The following is a 19,873-nucleotide window of genomic DNA, read 5'->3' on the forward strand; positions in this document are numbered from 1 at the left end:
AAAAAAGAGAGGACTTATCATGATTGATAAAAACATACTAATACCTATTATTAAAACCTTAGATAAAGTCATTTTAGGTATCGAAGAGGTTGAAGAGCCCAAGTCATTGGATGCACAACAACAATTTATTGAAATTGACACCGAAGAAGAGTTTGACGTAGAGCGCTCCATGAATTAATTATTGATTCATCCTGTCAGAGAAGCAATAATCGCTCTTTTTTGAGCGAGAACCAGAAAGATGCTAAATAGCCAACAAATGGCAGCCGTACGTTATATAGACGGACCTTTATTAGTTCTTGCAGGAGCAGGTAGCGGCAAAACACGAGTCATCACGCAAAAGATAGGCTACTTAATTAATGACTGTGGGTATGCGGCCAGTAGTGTATGCGCTGTAACATTTACCAACAAAGCGGCTAGTGAAATGCGTGCTCGGGTGGCCGCAGTTCTTCCTGCCACAAGTCGGCGGGGATTAAAAATTGCCACCTTCCATACTTTAGGGTTAAGCATGATAAAGCGTAACCTTGCTTTATGTGACCTAAAGAAAGGCTTTTCCATCTTTGATAGTGAAGATTGCTTACAAATATTGCGCAGCTTTTTGCCCGCCAATAAGGCCACTGAGCGTGATTTCCTCATGCAGGTTCAACAGCGTATCTCACGCTGGAAGAATGACCTGCTTACTCCCGAGGAAGTTCTGCGCAATCCCTCTGATGCTCTGTTGTATGCCGAAGCAGCCGTACTCTATCCACGCTATCAACAAGCATTAAAATCTTATAATGCGGTTGATTTTGATGATTTAATTCGTCTTCCGGTGACTTTATTAAAAGACCAGCCGGAGGTTTGCGAATATTGGCAAAATAAAATTCGCCATTTATTAGTTGATGAATATCAAGATTCGAATACCAGTCAATATCTTTTCGTTAAACTACTTACCGGATTACGCTCCCAATTTACGGTTGTAGGCGATGACGATCAGTCTATCTATGCTTGGCGTGGAGCAAAACCAGAAAACTTACAACAATTGCAGGAAGATTATCCTCAATTAAGAATCATTAAATTAGAGCAAAACTATCGCTCAACCAACATTATATTAAATGCAGCAAATCAGCTCATTGCCAATAATCCGCATCTTTTTGATAAAAGATTGTGGAGTGATCTGGGGCAGGGCGAGTTATTACGCGTCGTTCGTTGCAAAGATGAACATGATGAAGCCGAGCAAGTAGTCGCGGATTTAATTAGCCATAAGATGCGCGCCAGAACGGATTATGGCGACTATGCGATTTTGTATCGCGGTAATCACCAATCCCGCATATTTGAAAAAGTACTGCGCCACTATGGTGTTCCCTACCGCATTAGTGGGGGCCAGTCCTGGTTTGCTAAGGCAGAAATTAAAGACATCTTCGCTTATTTAAAATTATTATGTAATGACGCGGATGACGCAGCCTTCTTAAGAGTTATTAATACGCCTAAACGCGGAATTGGAGAAGCAAGTCTTGATGTTCTGGGGAACTACGCCCAAAACCGTGGGCTTAGCCTTTATAAGGTAATGGATCATTTGGCACTGAGTGAACATATCGCCGAAAAACCACGCGCTGCTTTAGTGCAATTTAAATCTTGGATGGAAGAAATTAAAAAACGTATTACCTCATCGGATGTGATTGTAGAACATTTGAGGCAAATGGTTGAGGACAGCGGCTATGAAGCCTATATCTATGAACAATGCGACACCCCGGCTAAAGCACAAAAACGTATGGACAATGTCTGGGAATTATTAGAATGGGTTGGCCGTTTATTAGCAAAAAAGCCAGAACATAACCTCACCGATGTCATCAACAAATTAATCTTAATTGATATCTTGGAACAGTCCGACGGAGAGGATAGTGATTCGATACAGCTATTGACCCTGCATGCATCCAAAGGATTAGAATTTCCATTTGTGTACCTGGTAGGTATGGAAGAAGAGTTACTCCCACATCGCGTCAGTATTGATGATGATCAAATTGAGGAGGAACGCCGTTTGGCCTATGTAGGGATCACTCGCGCACAAAAAGGTTTATGCTTTACCTTGGCAAATCAACGACGTAAAGCTGGAGAAATGCAAGATTGTCTACCGAGTCGATTTCTAGAGGAGTTGCCCGCAGAATATCTTGAGTGGTTTGGTAAAAAAGTGGCTCCTTGTGAAGAGCGCTCCAAAAATCTGGCTAAATCTCATTTAGATGGGATTAAAAATATGTTGAATGGTTCTTAACTTCTCTCCTTCGCTCCAAGTAATATCGATAAAAACTCGGTGTTGGATCATGGCCCAACCTATCCGGTGGTTGCCAAATTCCCGTAGCGTAATGGTAGGTGATGGCGTATTTCAGATGCCCTGATATACTGAGTTGTATGAATAAAAATATTATCTTACTCATCGTTTCTTTTGCCATGTTTATGGAAGCTGTGGATACCACCATTCTTAACACAGCGATTCCAGTCATGGCGCATAGCCTCCATGTAAATCCTCTTGATTTGAAATTAGCTCTGATTAGCTATCTGCTAAGTCTGGCCATTTTCATCCCGATTAGTGGCTGGATTGCCGATAAATATGGTATTAAAAAAGTATTCATCACGGCGGTTTGTGTATTTACTTTAAGTTCTCTCTGGTGTGGATTTACCCACAGCCTTGGCGAATTAATTTGTGCGCGCATTATTCAAGGGCTGGGGGGCTCCTTAACAATGCCCGTGGGCCGGCTTATTATTTTACGTACTTTTGAGCGCCATGAACTCATTGCCAAAATGAGCCAAGTCGTGATGGTCGCCGCCTTAGGAATGATGTTGGGTCCTTTATTAGGTGGGATCATTTCCTATCATTTCTCTTGGCGCTGGATCTTTTGGGTTAACATTCCCGCAGGTATTTTAGCCATTTATCTTTCCCATAAACGTCTCCCTTTTATGCCATGTCGACCAGTTCCACCCTTGGATAAATTAGGTTTCGTACTGTTTGGCAGCGGCCTTGCCTTACTCACCTTTGGTTTATCCATGCTCAGCGAATCAGATATTGAGCGCTCCCATACTCTGGCAGTTCTTGTTTTGGCCATCATCTTATTGGCGGCCTACATCAAACATTCTCGCCATAAAAAGCATCCTATTATTAAAGTAGAACTGCTGCAATTACGTACCTTTGCTGTTGCTGTCAGCAGCAATTTGTTTGCTCGCTTAAGTTTTGGCGGCACGCCCTTTTTACTCCCCCTACTCTTACAAATTGGTTTGGGCTATTCATCACAACTATCCGGATTTTTACTGACTCCAATTGCCTTAGGAGTGTTTTTGGTAAAACCGATGTCGGTCTACATCCTGCGTTTTTTTGGCTATAAGAAATTACTCATCTTAAATACTACGCTGGTTAGCCTTGCCTTATGGTCTTTGTGCCTCATTAATACCTCATCATCAATCTATGAGATTAGCTTACTTACCTTTATTTATGGTTTCTTAATTGCCCTGCAATACACCGGCATGAATTCTTTAGCTTATGCCGAAGTTAGCGAAGAGAATATGAGTGCGGCCACGAGTATCATGAGCACCATCCAACAATTAGCTCAAAGTTTTGGGGTTGCGGCGGCGGCTATTATTATTAGTATTTTTACAATTAACCAGCAATTATCGATTAAAGCACTCCATCAAACCTTCGCAATGCTGGGATTTCTGACCTTTTTATCGGGTGCCCTATTCTTGAAACTCAAAAAAAATGATGGTGAAGAACTACTTAAACCTAAATTATAGGTTAGATATTTCCGCAAAAATCATCTATTATGTACCTGCCCGGTGTGTTTTTTTACTTTAAATTGAAAAAATTTAAAAATATTTAATAAAAAAACAGCACAATTAATAAAATAATGCTACAATGGGCTGGTAACAATTTAGGAAATTATCATGTCAGAAAAAATACGCGGTACAGTAAAATGGTTTAACGAGTCCAAAGGTTTCGGATTTTTAGAAAGTGGCGGCACAGATTATTTTGTACATTTCAGTGCAATCCAAGGCAGTGGGTTCAAAACTCTTGCTGAAGGTGCAACTGTAATGTTTAAAGCTAGCAAAGGTCAAAAAGGACCACAAGCTGAAGACGTTGAAGTAGTTTAAACCTTATTTCGAGCGCCCCGCTCACACTTAAAATATTGCATTTTAGTGTGAACGGGGCGTTTTTTTTACCTCTATTTTTGCAAGCCCCATCAGTATACTCTAGAATAACGGGTTGAATACTCCGCTCCATTAATCCAATACAAGGAATCGTATGATGAGCAAAAAAATTGCCGTTGTTGTTGGAAGTTTACGTCAAGAATCCTATAACCGAAAAATGGCCCATGCACTCATGGCCGTAGCCCCTGCATCATTAAACTTACACATTGTGGAAATTGGTAATTTACCTTTGTATAACCAAGATCTTGATGATGAAAACAAACCTGCCCAAGCTTGGTTAGATTTTCGCGAACAAATAAAAATATCCGATGGAGTGCTCTTTGTTACTCCTGAATATAATCGCTCCATCCCTGGTGTGCTTAAAAATGCCATTGATGTAGGCTCACGTCCTTACGGTAAAAGTGTGTGGTCTAAAAAACCAGGAGCAGTCGTGAGTGTTTCTCCTGGAGCAATTGGTGGTTTTGGTGCCAATCATCACTTACGCCAATGCTTTGTTTTCTTAGATATTCCTATATTACAACAACCGGAAGCCTATATAGGTGGTGCAGGGAACCTATTTAATGAGCAAGGGCAACTCACTAATGAAGATACGAAAAAATTCATCCAAAACTTTATGAATACCTATGCTCAATGGGTTGAATTAAATAGCTATAATAAATAGACTTTGGCGTATTTGCCTCGGTAATTGCCTTGGATATCTAAGGCAATTGCTCTAAAATAACCCACCAACAAGCCCCGGCTGCAAATAACTGGAAAAGATAAAAGTAAAAAGGTACATTGCAGCTCTAGTAATACAAAAATTCCCATTGAGGGAGAGAGGAATAATGCAAAAATCAGCACAAGCGACAGAAGACCTATCAATTGTGGAATCGTTCCCAATTGCCATTATTGTAGGTGTATTTAATCGACACATAACTCAGAACTTACAAGATGGCGTAATTGCTCAGCTACAAAAGCGAGGCATTAAAAAAGAACACATTACTGTCTATGAAGTTCCTGGTGCTATTGAAATTCCTTTGATCGCTAAAAGATTAGCGATGTCTAATTCAGTACAATCAATCATAACTTTAGGCTCCGTTATTCGCGGTGATACCAGCCACTATGATCTGGTCTGTAACATGGCAAGTGAGGGCTGTATGAAGGTTTCATTAAAGTATAATATCCCTGTCATTTTTGGTTTATTAACCACTGAAAATGAAGAGCAAGCTTGGGATAGATTAGGCGGAAAACACGGGCATAAAGGTCTGGAACTGGCCAATGCGACAATATCCATGCAGCAGCTTTTAAATCAATTACCGCAGTAACTTATAGGTAGTAACTCATGGCCAATCAATACGAACAATTTGAGCAGCGTAAGCAAGATCACATTAAGCTTTCCCTAATGCATGAAAACCAAACTGCTGACTTAAGTAAATTTGATAGCATTCATTTAGTGCATGATGCTCTGCCCGATCTTAATTTTAATGAAATAAATATAGCAGGCATCCGATTTGGCCAAGTTGTCGCCAAACCATTTCTAGTGAGCTCGATGACGGCCGGCCATCGCCGGGCAGAACATATCAACCACCATTTAGTTGAAGCCTGTGCGCAAAGCGGTTGGGCTATGGGGGTTGGTTCTCAACGGCGAGAGCTGATGGACCCTAAAGCAGCTTTCGAATGGACGCATTTACGCCAGAGTTTTCCTCAAGTACAGTTATATAGCAATTTAGGGATTGCTCAATTAATTAATACCCCACTTACCGATATTCAACGATTAACCGATGCCTTACAAGCAAATGCGTTAATCATTCATTGCAACCCCTTACAAGAATGCATGCAACCCGAAGGCACCACGGATTATAAAGGCTGCTGGCAAGCCTTAGAACAATTAGTAAAACAGTTCCCTTTGCCTATTATTATCAAAGAAACAGGCTGTGGTTTTTCACCCAAAACCATGCAACGCTTAACTGATATAGGAATAGCAGCACTCGACATAGGCGGTTTAGGCGGCACCCACTGGGGACGCATTGAGGGACATCGAGCAACACAGGATCCTATACGTCATCAAGCGGCCATCACCTTTAAAAACTGGGGCATTGATACAGTAACAGCGGTGCAACAGGCTGCCGCATTAAAACCTACTTTTGAAATTTGGGGCTCAGGTGGGGTCACTAATGGTTTAAATGCAGCGAAGTTATTTGCCTTAGGGGCCTCTACAGTCGGTTATGCAAAGCCCATGCTGGAAGCAGCCTTAGTCTCTACAGAACAAGTGCTTTTGCAAATGCAGACCATTGAATATGAATTAAAAGTTGCGATGTTTTGCACCGGTAGTCGGGTGCTAGGGGATTTAACTAAGAAATTAGCTGAGCGATCAAACCTGGAGCTATAGATACCGCGGTCAAGCCGCGGTAAATCGACTATTATTCTACTACTTCTTTCTTTTCTTCCAGGCTTCGCGATAGGCCTAGCTTCTCTTTCAAACGTGCTACGGCATCGGGATCATATTGGCGTGTTGTTTTATGTTTAACAACAACAGCGGAGCGCGCAGGCTGAGCTGGAGCTTGGGCAGCATACGAGCGAGCGGGATACGTAGGAAAATAATCATCTGAAGCAAATTGTTGGCTAGATGTTTTCGGCTGATAGCTTGACGGTTGCTGGCTCCCATAGGGAGTCGAACCTTTTTCTGCCATCAATTTGCGCGCATTACGAACGCTTTTTTCAACTCGTTTTTTAATCTTCGCTGCAGCATGTTCGGCTTCTTCTGCGCTGACCTCAGCTACTTCATTACCCTGCAAATCAACGCGCATTTCACGTGCTTTTAAACATGCCAAGTAGTCAAGGCGACGCGTAAATAAAACTACGGCCTCTCTGAGCTTACTCTTAGAAATACCAACCTCAGCAGCCTTATCCGCATGCAGCAAAATATCATTCATAATCCCACCTTTTAATGGGCGGATTCGTAATGAATTATCAAACGCAGCAGGGAAATTAGCCGCAAGCCATAACAACGCATCAGCGCGTGCTTTTTTAGACTGGTTTTTTTGAGTTTTATTAATAACAGCTGTGCGCGGGTGCAGCTCCTGTTTTCTCATCAGTGTACCCTTTAGAAATTGGTTGCCCTATCCGAAAATAATATGCTCATTCACCTTCTGAATGAGCGCACAATGTACAATGTTTAAAGGTTGTTTGCAAGCACTCTAAGTAAGTTCATCTGTTTGCAAGAGAAACTGCAAAACTCTAGGTAGAAAAAAATTCCATATTCAGCCTATAATTAATTTAAATTGAGACTACTATGTATATCTATGAGACGATTATTTATAGCTTTCTTTTGTGCCTTTCTACCCTGGACCGTGTTTCTTATAAATGATAACCCCGGGGGTGCCTTCGTTGCTCTGGTAATGCAAGCAACGCTGATAGGGTGGCCCTTTGCAACCGTGTGGGCTTGGCGTACCCAATATCCCCCAAAGGATAAAGACACGCCCAAAAAGAATCCTTAACTCCCAGACCTCATCAATAATTCGCATTGAACAATAAGGAATACCATGTTAACTCGTGTTATCGTAAATGGAGCCAATGGTAAAATGGGGGCATTGGCGTGTGAAACGCTCAACGCTCATCCTGAATTTACCCTAGTTGCTCAACTTGGTCGACAAGATAATCTAACGCAAGCAATTCAGGATACCCAAGCTCAGATTGTGGTTGATTTAACGCGAGCAGATACGGTATATCAAAATAGTCTGAACATTATTAATAATGGCGCTCGTCCGGTCATTGGCACTTCAGGATTACTTCCGGAGCAAATAAACGAGCTTGCTATAAAATGTGAAGAACAAGGTTTTGGTGGTGTTATTGCGCCTAATTTTTCCATTAGTGCTGTTTTAATGATGCTGTTTGCAGCAAAAGCGGCAGAATACTTTTCGGAAGTAGAAATTGTCGAAACCCATCACCAACAAAAATTGGATGCCCCATCAGGTACCGCTCTAAAAACAGCAGAAATGATTGCCTCTGCAAGGAAAACACCCAAAAACCAATTAAATTTAAAAGAATTAATTCCTGGGGCTCGTGGTGGTACGCATTGCGACATTAATATTCATTCCCTGCGTTTACCTGGAGTCTTAGCCCGTCAACAAGTTATTTTTGGTAATGCAGGGGAAACACTGTCTATTACGGATGACAGCATCAGCCGCAATTGTTTTATGCCTGGTATTGTCTTAGCTTGTCAAAAAGTTATGACTTTAAATAGTTTAGTTTATGGTTTAGAGCATCTGTTATAGAGAAATATTACGCGAATCAGTCCAATCTTATTTGACTTAGCTGCCATTTAAAGAAAACCTGGTTGCAAGCCAACCAGGCTATTACTAGTACTGCGGGATTTGCTTTCGCCTTATAGTGATAACTCGGTCACTTTTTTCGGCTGTTTGTTCTTCTCAAATAACTTGGTCCAATCATCGGTTAGCTTATTAACAAGTTCCTCTTGCTTTAATGCCGGGGCATCGATCAATTGTCGCAACTCATAAACCGACTTTGTTGTCTCTGTACGTGAGGAGTCATGTACGGGGCGGGATAAGATAATCTTCATGATTCCTGCCATACGCACAATATTATTAGGACCAGCTAGCGGATCATCCATTAATTTTTTAATTTCAATGATGCCCGCAGGAGCACTGCGCTCCGCAGCAAAGAAATACCACGGCTTTTTCTTCTCTTCAGAAGGAGGTACAAAGTACGTCATATCATTGAATAATAAAAATAAGGTATCGTAAAGCGCGGTACATTTTTCCTCCCCTAACTCTGCAGCAATCAGATTACAGTTCAGCTGCTCTTTAGGTAATATTGGTGACCCTGTAGAAACTTTTCTAATTTCATTATTAGTAGCAAGGCGGTCATCATAAACTAAAGCCTTGTCATGATTTAAACGTCTAATAATTTCCGCAGCGATATCAGCAGGTAAATACTTGTCTGGTGTTTTAATGCCTTCTGAACCAGGAGCATTATGTCCTGCGTGTTCATGATGATGACGTGAAAGATAAATATCTACAAAGATATTAACAAAATTAATACGATCTTGACTTATATCCGTATATTCAGGCCACACCCCATACTCATACTTGTATCGGCACATTGCGTCAGTATGAATTGATTCGATCGCCTTTCTATCCTTGCCACTAACACATGAGCCAAAAGAATAATCTTTCGAGACAAGAAACATTACTTGTTCTAAAGAACTTAAAAATAATTCTCGTCCGTTATAATCCCAAAAATTGGTTGTCCCAACTCCCGAATTTAAAACTGCTTTATAGCTCTGAAGAAGTGGTCTTAATTGTGGAATAGTTTTTTGTCGCATCTCCATATCGCTCACCAACAACTCGATATCAGGGTCGGTAGCAACGGTATATAGGATCATCTTTGCGGCATTAAATGGATGATTGGTTTTTCTTATTTGTGTAGCAAAGGGATGTTGTGCTATTTGAGCATCTGCTATATGTTTTAACTCACCATCAGGCAGCCATTTTTCAATATTAATCAATGGCAAATGAAGAGGGCTAATTAAGGTTTGGAATAAAAGGATCTGCTTCGATGTGCTTTGCGCCATTGCCCGTGTTAGATTTCTATCAGTGTAGAGCTGCATCACCTCTTGCGGCCAATGTTGCACCCCATCTCGAGGAACAACATGACTTGCTCGATACTTTGCGGTATACAAATCCTGTAAATTGCCATCCTTATCAATAATATGTGAGCTATGTACTGCATAATTTGGCAACAGAGGTAAAGAACGATGGCGACTGCAGATAAAGGAAAATACCTTATCCAAGTCTTGATTACTTTTAAGCGCATGCTCTAAAAGATACTGTTGATGTTCAGGCAAAACCCAATACCACTGAGGCAGTTTCCTAATTTGCGAAAAAGTATCCTTATATTCTTCACCCGCGAGCATTTGCTCGAACAACACCAATCGCTCTTCTATCACTGATTTTTCCTCCTTAGCAAGGGAAAAAATCATTCTTTGCTGATGTATAGGTAAGTCTTCAAACCACTTCGGTAAAGGAAACATCAATCCAGCAATTTGCTCTAAATCATTAGTCAGATTAAGGGCTTTTGATTTAATTTTTTCCCATTCCTCCAGGAACTTATCAAAATCCTCAACCAAATCAGTGACATTTGAAGGTAAATTGCAAAAATATACTTGTCTGAAATGAAACGCAGGCTCGGAAAGCTCCTGAAACCAATGTGGTGTTTTAGGACAGTTTTCTGTTTTTATTTGACGAAATTCTTCTAAAGTTGCTGGTTCATAGGGTAGCAACGCCTTATCCACTTGCACCGTGCCCATAGGCGTTAAGGTTACTAAATCCGGACGACCTCGTAACATCAGAACATATTGTTCTGCTTCATTTAATAATTCGGTAGCATCCTCTCCAGACTTATTCCAGAACAAACGAATGGTATCAACAAGACTGGTGGTGAGGGTCTTTAACTCTTTTTGTAGCTCAGATACGCGCATTGCTGTATTCGCATTAAAAATATAGACCTGCTGACACTGCTCAATGTGGGTTTTAATCACCTCATCAGGAAAACGAGGCCCCGTCGTTGAGCGTGGGTATGCCTTGAGAAGGTATTCAAAAGCTTGGCAATAACTCTCAACCTTTTTTTGATAACTTAAACGATAATCAGGTTTATAAGGATCATAGGTTTCCACGACATAGCCAGGAAAATGACCTTGTAAAGTAGATACCAGCCCTGTTACCGTACCCTTTGGTAAACGCAAAATTCCTTTTGTCATTGATAATTTCCTTACTACTTATAGTCCCTGGATTCCCTCAGAAGTAATTTATTTTTAAATATTTTTTTAAATAAGTACTCCTGTGCCATCACTATTATTGTATAAATATTTCCACGAAACAATTACAATGATCAACTTAAATTTACAAAAAACATGAAAAGGAGTTTGGTAATGGGATACATAGTGCAACATTATGTAGGTGGCCAATTTGTAAACGAAACGAACACCACAAGTCACCCAATTTATAATCCTGCCTTGGGCGAAATCATTGGACAATTACACTTCGCCTCCAAAGCACTTTGCGATAAAACCATCAATACGGCAAAAGAAGCCGGCATTGTCTGGGCACAAACGCCCGCAATTAAACGAGCACGCATTCTGTTTAAATTTAGAGAGCTCATGGAAAAGCATCAACTGGAGTTAGCCAGCTTAGTAACTCAAGAGCACGGCAAAACCCTTGATGATGCCAAAGGTTCTGTTGCTCGCGCCATTGAAGTCGTCGAATTACATTGCGGACTGCTTAATCAACTTAAAGGGGATTATTCTACAGAAGTAGCAGGTGGTATTGATTGCCATACACTCAGACAGCCTCTTGGGGTTTGCGTAGGAATTTCACCTTTTAATTTCCCGGTAATGGTTCCTGTATGGATGATGATCCCCGCAATAGCCTGTGGTAACTCCTTTATATTAAAACCCTCAGAACAAGATCCTTCTGCTTCCGTGCGTTTATTAGAATTATTAAGTGAAGCAGGTTTACCAGCCGGTGTTGCCAACTGTTTACAGGGAAATAAAGACACGGTGGATTATTTAATTACTCATCCAGATGTTGCTGCCGTTACCGCCGTTGCCTCAACCCCTGTAGCTCAGTCTATATATACTAAAGCAACGGCTCATGGCAAACGTGCTCATACGTTTGGCGGTGCTAAAAACCATTGTGTGGTCATGCCTGATGCGGATATGGAGCAAGCTGCATCTGCAATTGTAGGCGCTGCTTATGGTTCTGCAGGTGAACGTTGCATGGCAATTTCTGTTGCCGTAGCGGTCGGTGATCAGGTAGCAGATACCCTCATTGCCAAAATGACACCACAGATCCAATCCATGAAAATCGATGCCGGTGATGTAGCCGATACAGATATGGGCCCCTTAGTGAGCAATGCGCACCGCCAGCGTGTTATGGCCGCAATTGATCAAGGTGTTAACGAAGGAGCACAATTAATTATTGACGGTAGAGCCTATAAACAACCTAATCATCCCCAAGGCTTTTTCATTGGCCCCTGCCTTTTTGATAAAGTCACTGAGCACATGTCAGTCTACCAAAATGAAATCTTTGGACCAGTACTCGTTGTCGTGCGAGTTAATGACTTTGAACAAGCACTCGACTTAGTCAATAGACATCAATTTGGTAATGGTACAGCGATTTTCACCCGTGATGGATACAGTGCACGCGAATACTGCCAACGAGTGCAAGCTGGAATGGTTGGTGTGAATATCCCCATTCCCGTGCCTGTAGCAAACCATCCCTTTGGAGGCTGGAAACAATCATTCTTTGGTGACATTAGCCTACATGGCGATGAAAGCATTTATTTCTATACCAAGTTAAAAACAGTGACCAGTAAATGGCCTACGCATGCCTTAAAAGGAAGTGCGTTTATTATGCCAACCCATGATTAAAACATAGGTCGATTATTCGAACGGAGAGTTAGATGGCAAAAATTGGATTTGTCGGACTTGGCCATATGGGTTTACCTATGGCCATGAATCTCGTTAAAGCAAGACATCAGGTTACAGGATTTGATTTACAACAATCTGCCGTAGAAAATTTTGCTACAAACGGTGGCTTAATTGCAAAAGAGCTTGGTGATGTGGCTCGTGGACAAGAAGTAGTCATTACCATGTTGCAAACAGGGCAGCAAGTGTTACAGGTTTGTCATGGCACTGACGGTTTGTTCAGTACGATTGCTCACGGAGCCTTATTTATTGACTGCTCAACGATTGATGTCAACTGCTCCCGAGAGATACACCAGCTCGGGAAAGCGCACCAGCTCCAGGTGGTAGATGCGCCAGTATCTGGGGGCACTGCAGGAGCAAGTGCAGGCACCTTAACCTTTATGGTTGGCGGAGAAAATGAAGCATTTCAGATGGCTCAACCCATCCTTGCAGTCATGGGGCAAAAAATAATCCATACGGGTACTGCAGGAAGTGGACAGGCTGCAAAAATCTGCAATAACATGATTCTTGGTATCTCCATGATTGCCGTTTCTGAAGCCTTTGTTCTCGCGGAACAATTAAATCTATCGCCACAAAAATTATTTGAAGTAGTAAACAATGCTTCTGGCCAATGTTGGGCAATGACTAAATATGCTCCCGTTGCAGGAGTACTGGAAAATGTACCCGCCAATAATGACTATAAGCCAGGGTTTGCCTCGGCCATGATGCTTAAAGATCTATTGCTAAGTCAAGACTGCGCTCAGGCAGTCAATACCAACACTCCCTTGGCTGAAAAAGCCACCGCGCTTTATCAGCAATTTATCGATCAAGGACGTGGTGATAGCGATTTTTCAGCTATTATTAAACTAATAGCTCATGGAAAAGAGGTTTAACATGCAAGCGAAACCATCGCCCCACCTCCTGACTCATACCGAAGAATCTTTGGCTGAATTTTGGTCTGAAATTGCCCAGCAAACGATTGAGTGGATCCGCCCATGGGACACCGTACTTGCTGGTGATTTTAACCAAGGAACGGTTCGTTGGTTTGATGGAGGAAAACTCAATGTTAGTGTTAATTGCCTAGACCGTCACCTCCCCCATAAAGCCAATCAAACTGCAATTATCTGGGAAGGTGATGATCCGACTCACCATAAAAAACTAAGTTTTGCAGAATTGCATGCGGAAGTATGTCGTATGAGTAATGTACTCAAAAAACTCCAGGTTAAAAAAGGAGATAAAGTCGCAATTTATTTGCCGATGATTTCCGAGGCAGTTATTGCAATGCTTGCCTGCACACGCATAGGAGCTATACATACAGTCATATTTGCCGGCTTTTCTGCCCATGCATTACAACAACGATTACTCGCATCAGAATGCACATGTCTCATCACCGTGGACAACTTTTTTCGCGGAGGCAAACCCGTTGGACTAAAAGAGCAAGTTGATGAAGCCTGTGAAGGCCTCTCCTTACAACGTCTGATTATTAAAAATAGTAATGCTGAGATTCACTTTGATAAGCATCATGATCATTGGTGGCATGAATTAAGAGAACAGGTTGATGCTCATTGTGAGCCCGAACCTATGAATGCCGAAGATCCTTTATTCATTCTGTATACCTCCGGCAGTACTGGCCAACCGAAAGGGGTCGTACACACAACCGGTGGATATCTTGTCCAAGCCGCGTACACTCATAAACTTATCTTTGATTGTAAAGAAGATGAAGTATTTTGGTGTACTGCGGATATCGGTTGGATCACCGGACACAGCTATGTGGTTTACGGTGCCTTGTGTAATGGCATAACCAGCCTGGTTTATGAAGGAATTCCCACTTGGCCTGATGCGTCTAGAAATTGGCAAATTATTGATAAACACCAGGTCAATGTATTTTACACGGCCCCAACCGCCATACGTGCGCTCATGCGTACCGGTAATCAGTGGCTGGATTCAAGCCGTAGAAATTCTTTGCGCTTGCTAGGCTCCGTCGGAGAACCCATTAATCCCGAAGCCTGGGAATGGTACCATCAACAAGTAGGGAAAGGTAAATGCCCGATTGTAGATACCTGGTGGCAAACCGAAACCGGGGCAATTATGATAAGCCCCCGCCCTCATGAACCGTCTATCAAACCGGGTTCAGCCAGAAAACCAATTCCGGGAGTAACTCCAGTCTTATTAAATGAACAACATGAGGAAATCACTGGTGTAGGCGAAGGATTTTTGGCGATGAAATATCCTTGGCCCTCAATGGCCCGTACGATTGCCGGCGATCATCAGCGTTTTTGCCAAACCTACCTACATAATGGTTATTACATTACGGGAGATGGCGCCAAACGTGATGAAGACGGCGATTATTGGATCACCGGGCGGGTAGACGACGTTATTAATGTGTCAGGTCATCGTTTGGGCACCGCCGAAATTGAGAGTGCCTTGGTTAGTCATATCTCGGTTGCAGAAGCAGCCGTCGTAGGTATCCCCCACGATCTAAAAGGCCAAGGCATTTTTGCTTACGTCATTCTTAAAGATGAGGTCACTCTCAGCAGTACTTTGGAAATGGATTTAGTTGACCAAGTGAAAAAAGAAATCAGTGCCATTGCAAAGCCAGATATTATTCATTTTACCACGGAACTGCCCAAAACACGTTCAGGTAAAATAATGCGTCGTTTCTTACGAAAAATCGCCTGTAAGGAAGTGCAGTATATTGAAGAATTGGGCGATTTATCAACTTTAGCCAATCCTCAAGCAATTGAAATCCTCTTAAAAGAACTCAGTAAGTAATCCATTTGTCCTGAATGCAATGACGCATTCAGGACAAATTGTAATCACATCGCTGGATCTATTTTCACAAAAGCTGTATTATTAAATTACCGCATGCTTTTATTTGAGACATATTATGTTTAAAGTGACCTTGCATCAAGAAGACTATGCTTCAATCGCCAAGGAAGTAAGAGAGCAATTGCGTAAGGCTTTTCCTAAGAGTGAACTAGCTAAACAAGAGATCCTGTTTGGTCCAGAATTTATGGCTCCAGCACTGCGCATTGACACACCGTCGACAAAGATTGAGTTTAGTGCGAAGGAGCAACATTATGTAAAGGAACTAAGAGCGCAAATTAATCACAGCGACCTTAGTCCCCAAGAAAAACACCAAAGACAGCAACACTTGGACAGTATCATTCTTTTTGGCCAAATATTATTTGCTCAAGCGTCTTGTATGCATTTCTTGAAAAAACCCTTTCACCACTCAGAACCTGGTTCAGCCATGACTGAGGCGGATATGCAAAAATTTAAGACTCTTTTAGGTCCCTTAAAGACATTGGTCGAAAATGAAGGCATCCAGCATACCTCCTCTAGATTTGAGGTCTTATCAAGAAGAAAGGAATTTAGCCAGTACTTATCGGAGATCAAGCGAGAGCTGAAAGAAATGCCGTTGAGTATGGAAGAGAAAAAAACATTTTTACATAATCTACATAAGGCCCGCGACTTTTATTTGCAAGCGAATGATTTCAACTTTACCTATGCAAATAAATCAACCCGAAATTTTTCAGCATTCTTAAATAACTATGAATATTACGGTTCTAAAGTTTCATTAGCTGCATCGCTTATTGCGGTTACCGCCTCGGCTCTGGCACTTATCCCCCCATTAGCCCCTATCATGGGCACTATTGCTCTAGTAGCTACCTGCATTGGTATGGCAATTGGCGTACCTTTGGCATTAAAAACCGTAGGCGCCATGCTTTATAATCTTATTCGCTTTGGCGCAGCTCCTACACCTACCGAGTTGGCAACCACTGCATTAGTAGGTACCAGCATCGCCTTAATGGGCACTGGTAGTCTGGTCGCTAATGCCTTACAACAAGGCTTAATAAGTACTGCCACGGTGACCGTAACGCAAAGTCTGAAAACAATAAATGATACGGTTAAAATGGTGGGTAGTATCGGGGGAAGTATTATGGCTGATCAAGCCCGCGCCAAGGTTAACCAATATAAAGCTGAATTAGCGGGTATGCAGAAAGATGAGGAACCTAGCAATGATTCGGCATATCAGGTGCAGACAGGTTAACAAACATTGTTGATGTTGCTTATAAAGCCAACCCAGCCTACGCTCATCTTAAACCGCGAAAGGAAGACAATTACTGTATATCCAACCACTGATTGAGCAAAAGAATTAACTCATCCACTCCTTCTTTTTTCAAAGAAGAAAAAGCTTGGGCGCTGATTAAATGACTGGCAAGCTCATAATGTTTGCGTACTTTTAAAAGGGTATTTTTAACATCACTGCGGCTTAATTTATCGGCTTTAGTCAATAAGATATGCACTGGTAATTCACGATTCAATGCCCAATCGACCATCATTTGGTCTAGATCTTTCAACGGATGGCGCACATCCATTAATAACACCAGACCTCTTAAACTTTTTCTGACATCAAGATAATGTGCTAAATGCTTTTGCCATTCCATCTTTACTTGCAAAGCGACCTTGGCATAGCCATATCCAGGCAAATCCACCAAACGGCGCTCCTCATCAAGAGAGAATAAATTAATTAATTGCGTCCTTCCTGGCGTTTTACTGGTGCGGGCTAAGCCTCTAATCCCAGTCAAACAATTTAACGCACTGGATTTCCCTGCATTGGAGCGCCCGGCAAAAGCAACCTCATAGCCTGTATCCTCAGGCAAATGAGTGACTCGCGCGGCGCTTTTTAAAAATACTGCTTTAGCATAAGGATTTTCTAACATAAAATATACGGCATTGGGATTTAAACCCAGGCAGTGTACCATTGTTTTATGTTTTTATATAATTTTTACAAAAATTAGTGCCTTAGCCTTAATACAGAGAATTACATGAAAAAATTTGCACTAGCAGTTATTCTGTGCGTCCCACTCATCATTTATGCGCAAGAAAATACCCCAACAATCGCCAATAAGGCGATGGTCTGTAGCGCCTGTCATGGACAATCAGGCAATAGCCTAAACCCCGAATGGCCTAATTTAGCGGGGCAACATCCTAAATACTTTATCAAGCAGCTCAAAGATATGAGAGATAAGGCACTACGGGATGCGCCCACCATGAGTGCCTTAGTTGCTGGCATGGGTGACCAGGATATGGATGACTTAGCAGCATATTATGCTAAAATGCCTTTGGCTCAAGGAAGCACTCCTAAAGAGTTTCTGCACCGCGGGGAACAGCTTTATCGAGGAGGCGACTTTACAAAACGGATAACTGCCTGTATTGCTTGCCATGGTCCGAAAGGTACGGGTAATGCTCAAGCTGGCTTTCCAGTACTTTCTGGCCAACATGCTGCTTATACACTATTGCAATTGCTGGCATTTAAAGACGGTAAACGCAAGAATGATTTAAATCATATTATGCAAGACATCAGCAGCAGGATGAGCCGTGAAGATATGGAAGCTGTAGCACATTATATTGAAGGTTTACACTAGGGAATTTAAACATGTTAAAAAAACTATTTTGTTTCTTCTTACTTTTACCCACACTGGCTTTTGCTGCCACTTTTGTTGAAGGCAAAGATTATGTGGTGGTATCCAATCCCCAAGCCGTAAAGAGCAAAGCACCGATTATTGAGGAATTTTTTAGTTATGGCTGCCCTTGGTGTTATAAAATAGAAGCACCTCTACATCAGTGGATAAGCACCTTAGGCAAAGGGGTTCAGTTTGAGCGTGTTCCCGTTGTATTTAAACCCAGCTGGGAACTTTATGCCAAAGCTTATTACACCGCGAAAACGCTGGCATTGGCAGATAAATTAAATCCTGCGTTATTCAAAGCCATTCAAGTAGATAGAACACCATTAGAATCGAAGCAAACGATGATTAATTTCTTTGTTGCTCAAGGTGTTGATCGTGAAATTGCCAAGAGTGCGTTTGAAAACTCACCTAGTATTGATATGAAAGTACAAACAGGCATGTCATTAATGGGTGCTTACCAAATTAGTGCGGTACCTGCATTTGTGGTCAATCAGAAGTATAAGACCGACTTGCAATTAGCGGGCAGCCCTGAACGCTTAATGGAAATATTGAATTATTTGGCGAAGAAATCGGCCTAATACGTATAAAGAAAGTCCTGGTTGAAACAACCAGGGCCTCCTAATTTCATCTCTCTTAAATAGGCACCATGTGTGTCACTTAGAGCATGCGCTGGTGAAAAAATAAATTAATCATAATTGATCTGTGGAGTACAACCCTTCTCCGGAAGCTCCCCCGTTAATATCTCTGCCAAGAAAGAAAATGAGAGTTCTCCTTTAACTGCACTATCAGAAGCACTCTCTACGTGATGGCGTGCTTCTACGTAGTTTAAATCGGACTCATTCATACAGGTGATGACTTTTTCAAGAGTTTCTTGATTAGCCGCTGTCATTTCAAGCGATTCCATGACGGTAGCTTGATTCATCATTTTATTTAAAACCATTGCTCTTAGTGCTGGCGCGTTAACGTGAGCAAGAAAAGCAAAATATAATTCATGACTTGGTCTACCATGCATGTCTTTTAAATCTAAAACACATTGAGTAACACTCGCACCACGCTCTAATAGTTTAACAGCGTCATCAAAATGACGCCCAGTCACATAGCCCTTCAAAGCCCAATTAAGCAAGGCATAGGCATTGATGTCCTTAGAAGATGGACTGGTTGCACCATTAAATCGGTAATCAGAATTAATCCCGCATTGTCCTAATAAATCATTGACCAAGTCAGTATGGGCAGAACGAGCCGCATGATAAATTGCCACGGGGTAATAGCTTGTTCCTTTGATAAGTTTAGTTAATAACTGCCCCTGATTACAGCTTGCATAACCCTCAACTACTTGAGCAAACAAAGTGATGTCGCGATCAAGAAAAGAAGTTACTTTAACCTGATTTCCTGACTGAGCTAATCCAATCAACATATCATTTTTATATTGGCGGTACTCTTTTATCGCATAAATTTCATCAAAAAGGCCAGCCCGGGCAAAACCGCGAACCATTTTTCCCATACATACAGCCAACTGAGATATCGGACATAGTTCCAGAAGCTTAGCCAGTTGCTCTTTGTTACCGGCCATAGCATAACCGTAAGCTGCATCTTCGAGCTTTCCACCTAAAGCAATGAGTTTTTGTACTGCATTATCATTTTCTTGTTCAGCCATGTAGCTGATTAAATTTTTACCATTAACTTCCTGCTCAAGAAATGCAGATTGAATAATACTCACCTTCGTCATTTAAGCACCTCACTAATAACTAATTGCATTCAAACCTAT

The 19,873-nt window shown here is 41.7% G+C and carries 18 protein-coding genes; 14 read left to right on the forward strand and 4 right to left on the reverse strand.

All coding sequences use genetic code 11. From position 1 onward, the window contains the following. Positions 1-19: 19 nt before the first annotated feature. The 7 genes from ACD661_RS07915 to fni all read left to right on the forward strand — a co-directional run bounded on the left by ACD661_RS07915 (position 20) and on the right by fni (position 6,538). Positions 20-178 carry a hypothetical protein gene (locus tag ACD661_RS07915; RefSeq protein WP_400187324.1) on the forward strand — a complete coding sequence of 53 codons (159 nt, stop codon included), beginning with the start codon at positions 20-22 and terminating at the stop codon, positions 176-178. Positions 179-238: 60 nt separating this feature from the next. Beyond that, entirely contained in the window at positions 239-2,245 is a 2,007-nt protein-coding gene (locus ACD661_RS07920) for a UvrD-helicase domain-containing protein (protein WP_400187325.1), read from the forward strand. Positions 2,246-2,382: 137 nt separating this feature from the next. Then, positions 2,383-3,756 (forward strand): MFS transporter, encoded by a 1,374-nt coding sequence (locus ACD661_RS07925; protein ID WP_400187326.1) that lies wholly within the window; start codon positions 2,383-2,385, stop codon positions 3,754-3,756. A 150-nt stretch (positions 3,757-3,906) separates the two neighbouring features. Further along, positions 3,907-4,113: a cold-shock protein gene (locus tag ACD661_RS07930; RefSeq protein WP_058534402.1), complete on the forward strand. Its 207-nt coding sequence runs from the start codon at positions 3,907-3,909 to the stop codon at positions 4,111-4,113. 154 nt (positions 4,114-4,267) lie between these two features. Beyond that, complete coding sequence (locus ACD661_RS07935; RefSeq protein WP_400187647.1) at positions 4,268-4,831, forward strand: NADPH-dependent FMN reductase; 564 nt, start codon at positions 4,268-4,270, stop codon at positions 4,829-4,831. A 163-nt stretch (positions 4,832-4,994) separates the two neighbouring features. Then, positions 4,995-5,474: a 6,7-dimethyl-8-ribityllumazine synthase gene (gene ribH, locus ACD661_RS07940; RefSeq protein ID WP_400187327.1), complete on the forward strand. Its 480-nt coding sequence runs from the start codon at positions 4,995-4,997 to the stop codon at positions 5,472-5,474. Between the two features lie 17 nt (positions 5,475-5,491). Beyond that, the gene (gene fni / locus ACD661_RS07945; protein WP_400187328.1) at positions 5,492-6,538 is read left to right on the forward strand and encodes a type 2 isopentenyl-diphosphate Delta-isomerase; all 1,047 of its coding nucleotides are present in this window, start codon (positions 5,492-5,494) and stop codon (positions 6,536-6,538) included. Between the two features lie 31 nt (positions 6,539-6,569). Here the strand turns inward: fni and ACD661_RS07950 are convergent, their stop codons facing one another. Further along, positions 6,570-7,241, reverse strand: coding sequence for a ProQ/FinO family protein (locus tag ACD661_RS07950; protein WP_400187329.1), 672 nt, complete (start codon positions 7,239-7,241; stop codon positions 6,570-6,572). A gap of 450 nt (positions 7,242-7,691) precedes the next feature. Here ACD661_RS07950 and dapB point away from each other — a divergent pair, with 450 nt between their 5' ends. Continuing rightward, a complete protein-coding gene (gene dapB / locus ACD661_RS07955) occupies positions 7,692-8,423 on the forward strand; it encodes a 4-hydroxy-tetrahydrodipicolinate reductase (RefSeq protein WP_400187330.1) in 732 nt (243 codons plus the stop codon). A gap of 110 nt (positions 8,424-8,533) precedes the next feature. On the opposite strand, the gene ACD661_RS07960 is transcribed toward dapB, so the two are convergent. Next, on the reverse strand, positions 8,534-10,927 hold the full coding sequence (locus ACD661_RS07960; RefSeq protein ID WP_400187331.1) for an oxidoreductase: 2,394 nt from the start codon (positions 10,925-10,927) through the stop codon (positions 8,534-8,536). Positions 10,928-11,098: 171 nt separating this feature from the next. On the opposite strand from ACD661_RS07960, the gene ACD661_RS07965 reads away from it, so the two are divergent. From ACD661_RS07965 to ACD661_RS07980, 4 genes are all read left to right on the forward strand, one after another. Then, on the forward strand, positions 11,099-12,598 hold the full coding sequence (locus tag ACD661_RS07965; RefSeq protein ID WP_400187332.1) for a CoA-acylating methylmalonate-semialdehyde dehydrogenase: 1,500 nt from the start codon (positions 11,099-11,101) through the stop codon (positions 12,596-12,598). 32 nt (positions 12,599-12,630) lie between these two features. Then, positions 12,631-13,527, forward strand: a complete 897-nt coding sequence (gene mmsB / locus ACD661_RS07970; protein ID WP_400187333.1) for a 3-hydroxyisobutyrate dehydrogenase — start codon at positions 12,631-12,633, stop codon at positions 13,525-13,527. 1 nt (position 13,528) lies between these two features. Further along, positions 13,529-15,406, forward strand: coding sequence for an acetate--CoA ligase (gene acs / locus ACD661_RS07975; protein WP_400187334.1), 1,878 nt, complete (start codon positions 13,529-13,531; stop codon positions 15,404-15,406). A gap of 115 nt (positions 15,407-15,521) precedes the next feature. After that, entirely contained in the window at positions 15,522-16,688 is a 1,167-nt protein-coding gene (locus tag ACD661_RS07980; RefSeq protein WP_400187335.1) for a hypothetical protein, read from the forward strand. A 70-nt stretch (positions 16,689-16,758) separates the two neighbouring features. On the opposite strand, the gene yihA is transcribed toward ACD661_RS07980, so the two are convergent. Beyond that, positions 16,759-17,361, reverse strand: coding sequence for a ribosome biogenesis GTP-binding protein YihA/YsxC (gene yihA / locus ACD661_RS07985; protein WP_400187336.1), 603 nt, complete (start codon positions 17,359-17,361; stop codon positions 16,759-16,761). 105 nt (positions 17,362-17,466) lie between these two features. Between yihA and ACD661_RS07990 the strand changes: the two genes are divergently transcribed. Beyond that, positions 17,467-18,066, forward strand: a complete 600-nt coding sequence (locus ACD661_RS07990) for a c-type cytochrome (RefSeq protein ID WP_400187337.1) — start codon at positions 17,467-17,469, stop codon at positions 18,064-18,066. An 11-nt stretch (positions 18,067-18,077) separates the two neighbouring features. After that, on the forward strand, positions 18,078-18,686 hold the full coding sequence (locus tag ACD661_RS07995; protein WP_400187338.1) for a thiol:disulfide interchange protein DsbA/DsbL: 609 nt from the start codon (positions 18,078-18,080) through the stop codon (positions 18,684-18,686). A gap of 107 nt (positions 18,687-18,793) precedes the next feature. On the opposite strand, the gene ACD661_RS08000 is transcribed toward ACD661_RS07995, so the two are convergent. Further along, positions 18,794-19,834, reverse strand: a complete 1,041-nt coding sequence (locus ACD661_RS08000) for a hypothetical protein (RefSeq protein ID WP_400187339.1) — start codon at positions 19,832-19,834, stop codon at positions 18,794-18,796. Between the last annotated feature and the right edge of the window lie 39 nt (positions 19,835-19,873).

The organism is Legionella lytica, assembly GCF_044626755.1.
Classification (GTDB): domain Bacteria; phylum Pseudomonadota; class Gammaproteobacteria; order Legionellales; family Legionellaceae; genus Legionella; species Legionella lytica_A.

Bases quoted from the DNA above. Each gene is read 5' to 3' on its own strand.
- ACD661_RS07965 (WP_400187332.1), top strand. From the start codon at position 11,099: ATGGGATACATAGTGCAACATTATGTAGGTGGCCAATTTGTAAACGAA.
- ribH (WP_400187327.1), top strand. From the start codon at position 4,995: ATGCAAAAATCAGCACAAGCGACAGAAGACCTATCAATTGTGGAATCG.
- ACD661_RS07915 (WP_400187324.1), top strand. From the start codon at position 20: ATGATTGATAAAAACATACTAATACCTATTATTAAAACCTTAGATAAA.
- ACD661_RS08000 (WP_400187339.1), bottom strand. From the start codon at position 19,834: ATGACGAAGGTGAGTATTATTCAATCTGCATTTCTTGAGCAGGAAGTT.
- ACD661_RS07980 (WP_400187335.1), top strand. From the start codon at position 15,522: ATGTTTAAAGTGACCTTGCATCAAGAAGACTATGCTTCAATCGCCAAG.
- dapB (WP_400187330.1), top strand. From the start codon at position 7,692: ATGTTAACTCGTGTTATCGTAAATGGAGCCAATGGTAAAATGGGGGCA.
- ACD661_RS07935 (WP_400187647.1), top strand. From the start codon at position 4,268: ATGAGCAAAAAAATTGCCGTTGTTGTTGGAAGTTTACGTCAAGAATCC.
- ACD661_RS07925 (WP_400187326.1), top strand. From the start codon at position 2,383: ATGAATAAAAATATTATCTTACTCATCGTTTCTTTTGCCATGTTTATG.
- yihA (WP_400187336.1), bottom strand. From the start codon at position 17,361: ATGTTAGAAAATCCTTATGCTAAAGCAGTATTTTTAAAAAGCGCCGCG.
- ACD661_RS07930 (WP_058534402.1), top strand. From the start codon at position 3,907: ATGTCAGAAAAAATACGCGGTACAGTAAAATGGTTTAACGAGTCCAAA.
- ACD661_RS07920 (WP_400187325.1), top strand. From the start codon at position 239: ATGCTAAATAGCCAACAAATGGCAGCCGTACGTTATATAGACGGACCT.
- fni (WP_400187328.1), top strand. From the start codon at position 5,492: ATGGCCAATCAATACGAACAATTTGAGCAGCGTAAGCAAGATCACATT.
- ACD661_RS07995 (WP_400187338.1), top strand. From the start codon at position 18,078: ATGTTAAAAAAACTATTTTGTTTCTTCTTACTTTTACCCACACTGGCT.
- ACD661_RS07950 (WP_400187329.1), bottom strand. From the start codon at position 7,241: ATGAGAAAACAGGAGCTGCACCCGCGCACAGCTGTTATTAATAAAACT.
- acs (WP_400187334.1), top strand. From the start codon at position 13,529: ATGCAAGCGAAACCATCGCCCCACCTCCTGACTCATACCGAAGAATCT.
- ACD661_RS07990 (WP_400187337.1), top strand. From the start codon at position 17,467: ATGAAAAAATTTGCACTAGCAGTTATTCTGTGCGTCCCACTCATCATT.
- mmsB (WP_400187333.1), top strand. From the start codon at position 12,631: ATGGCAAAAATTGGATTTGTCGGACTTGGCCATATGGGTTTACCTATG.
- ACD661_RS07960 (WP_400187331.1), bottom strand. From the start codon at position 10,927: ATGACAAAAGGAATTTTGCGTTTACCAAAGGGTACGGTAACAGGGCTG.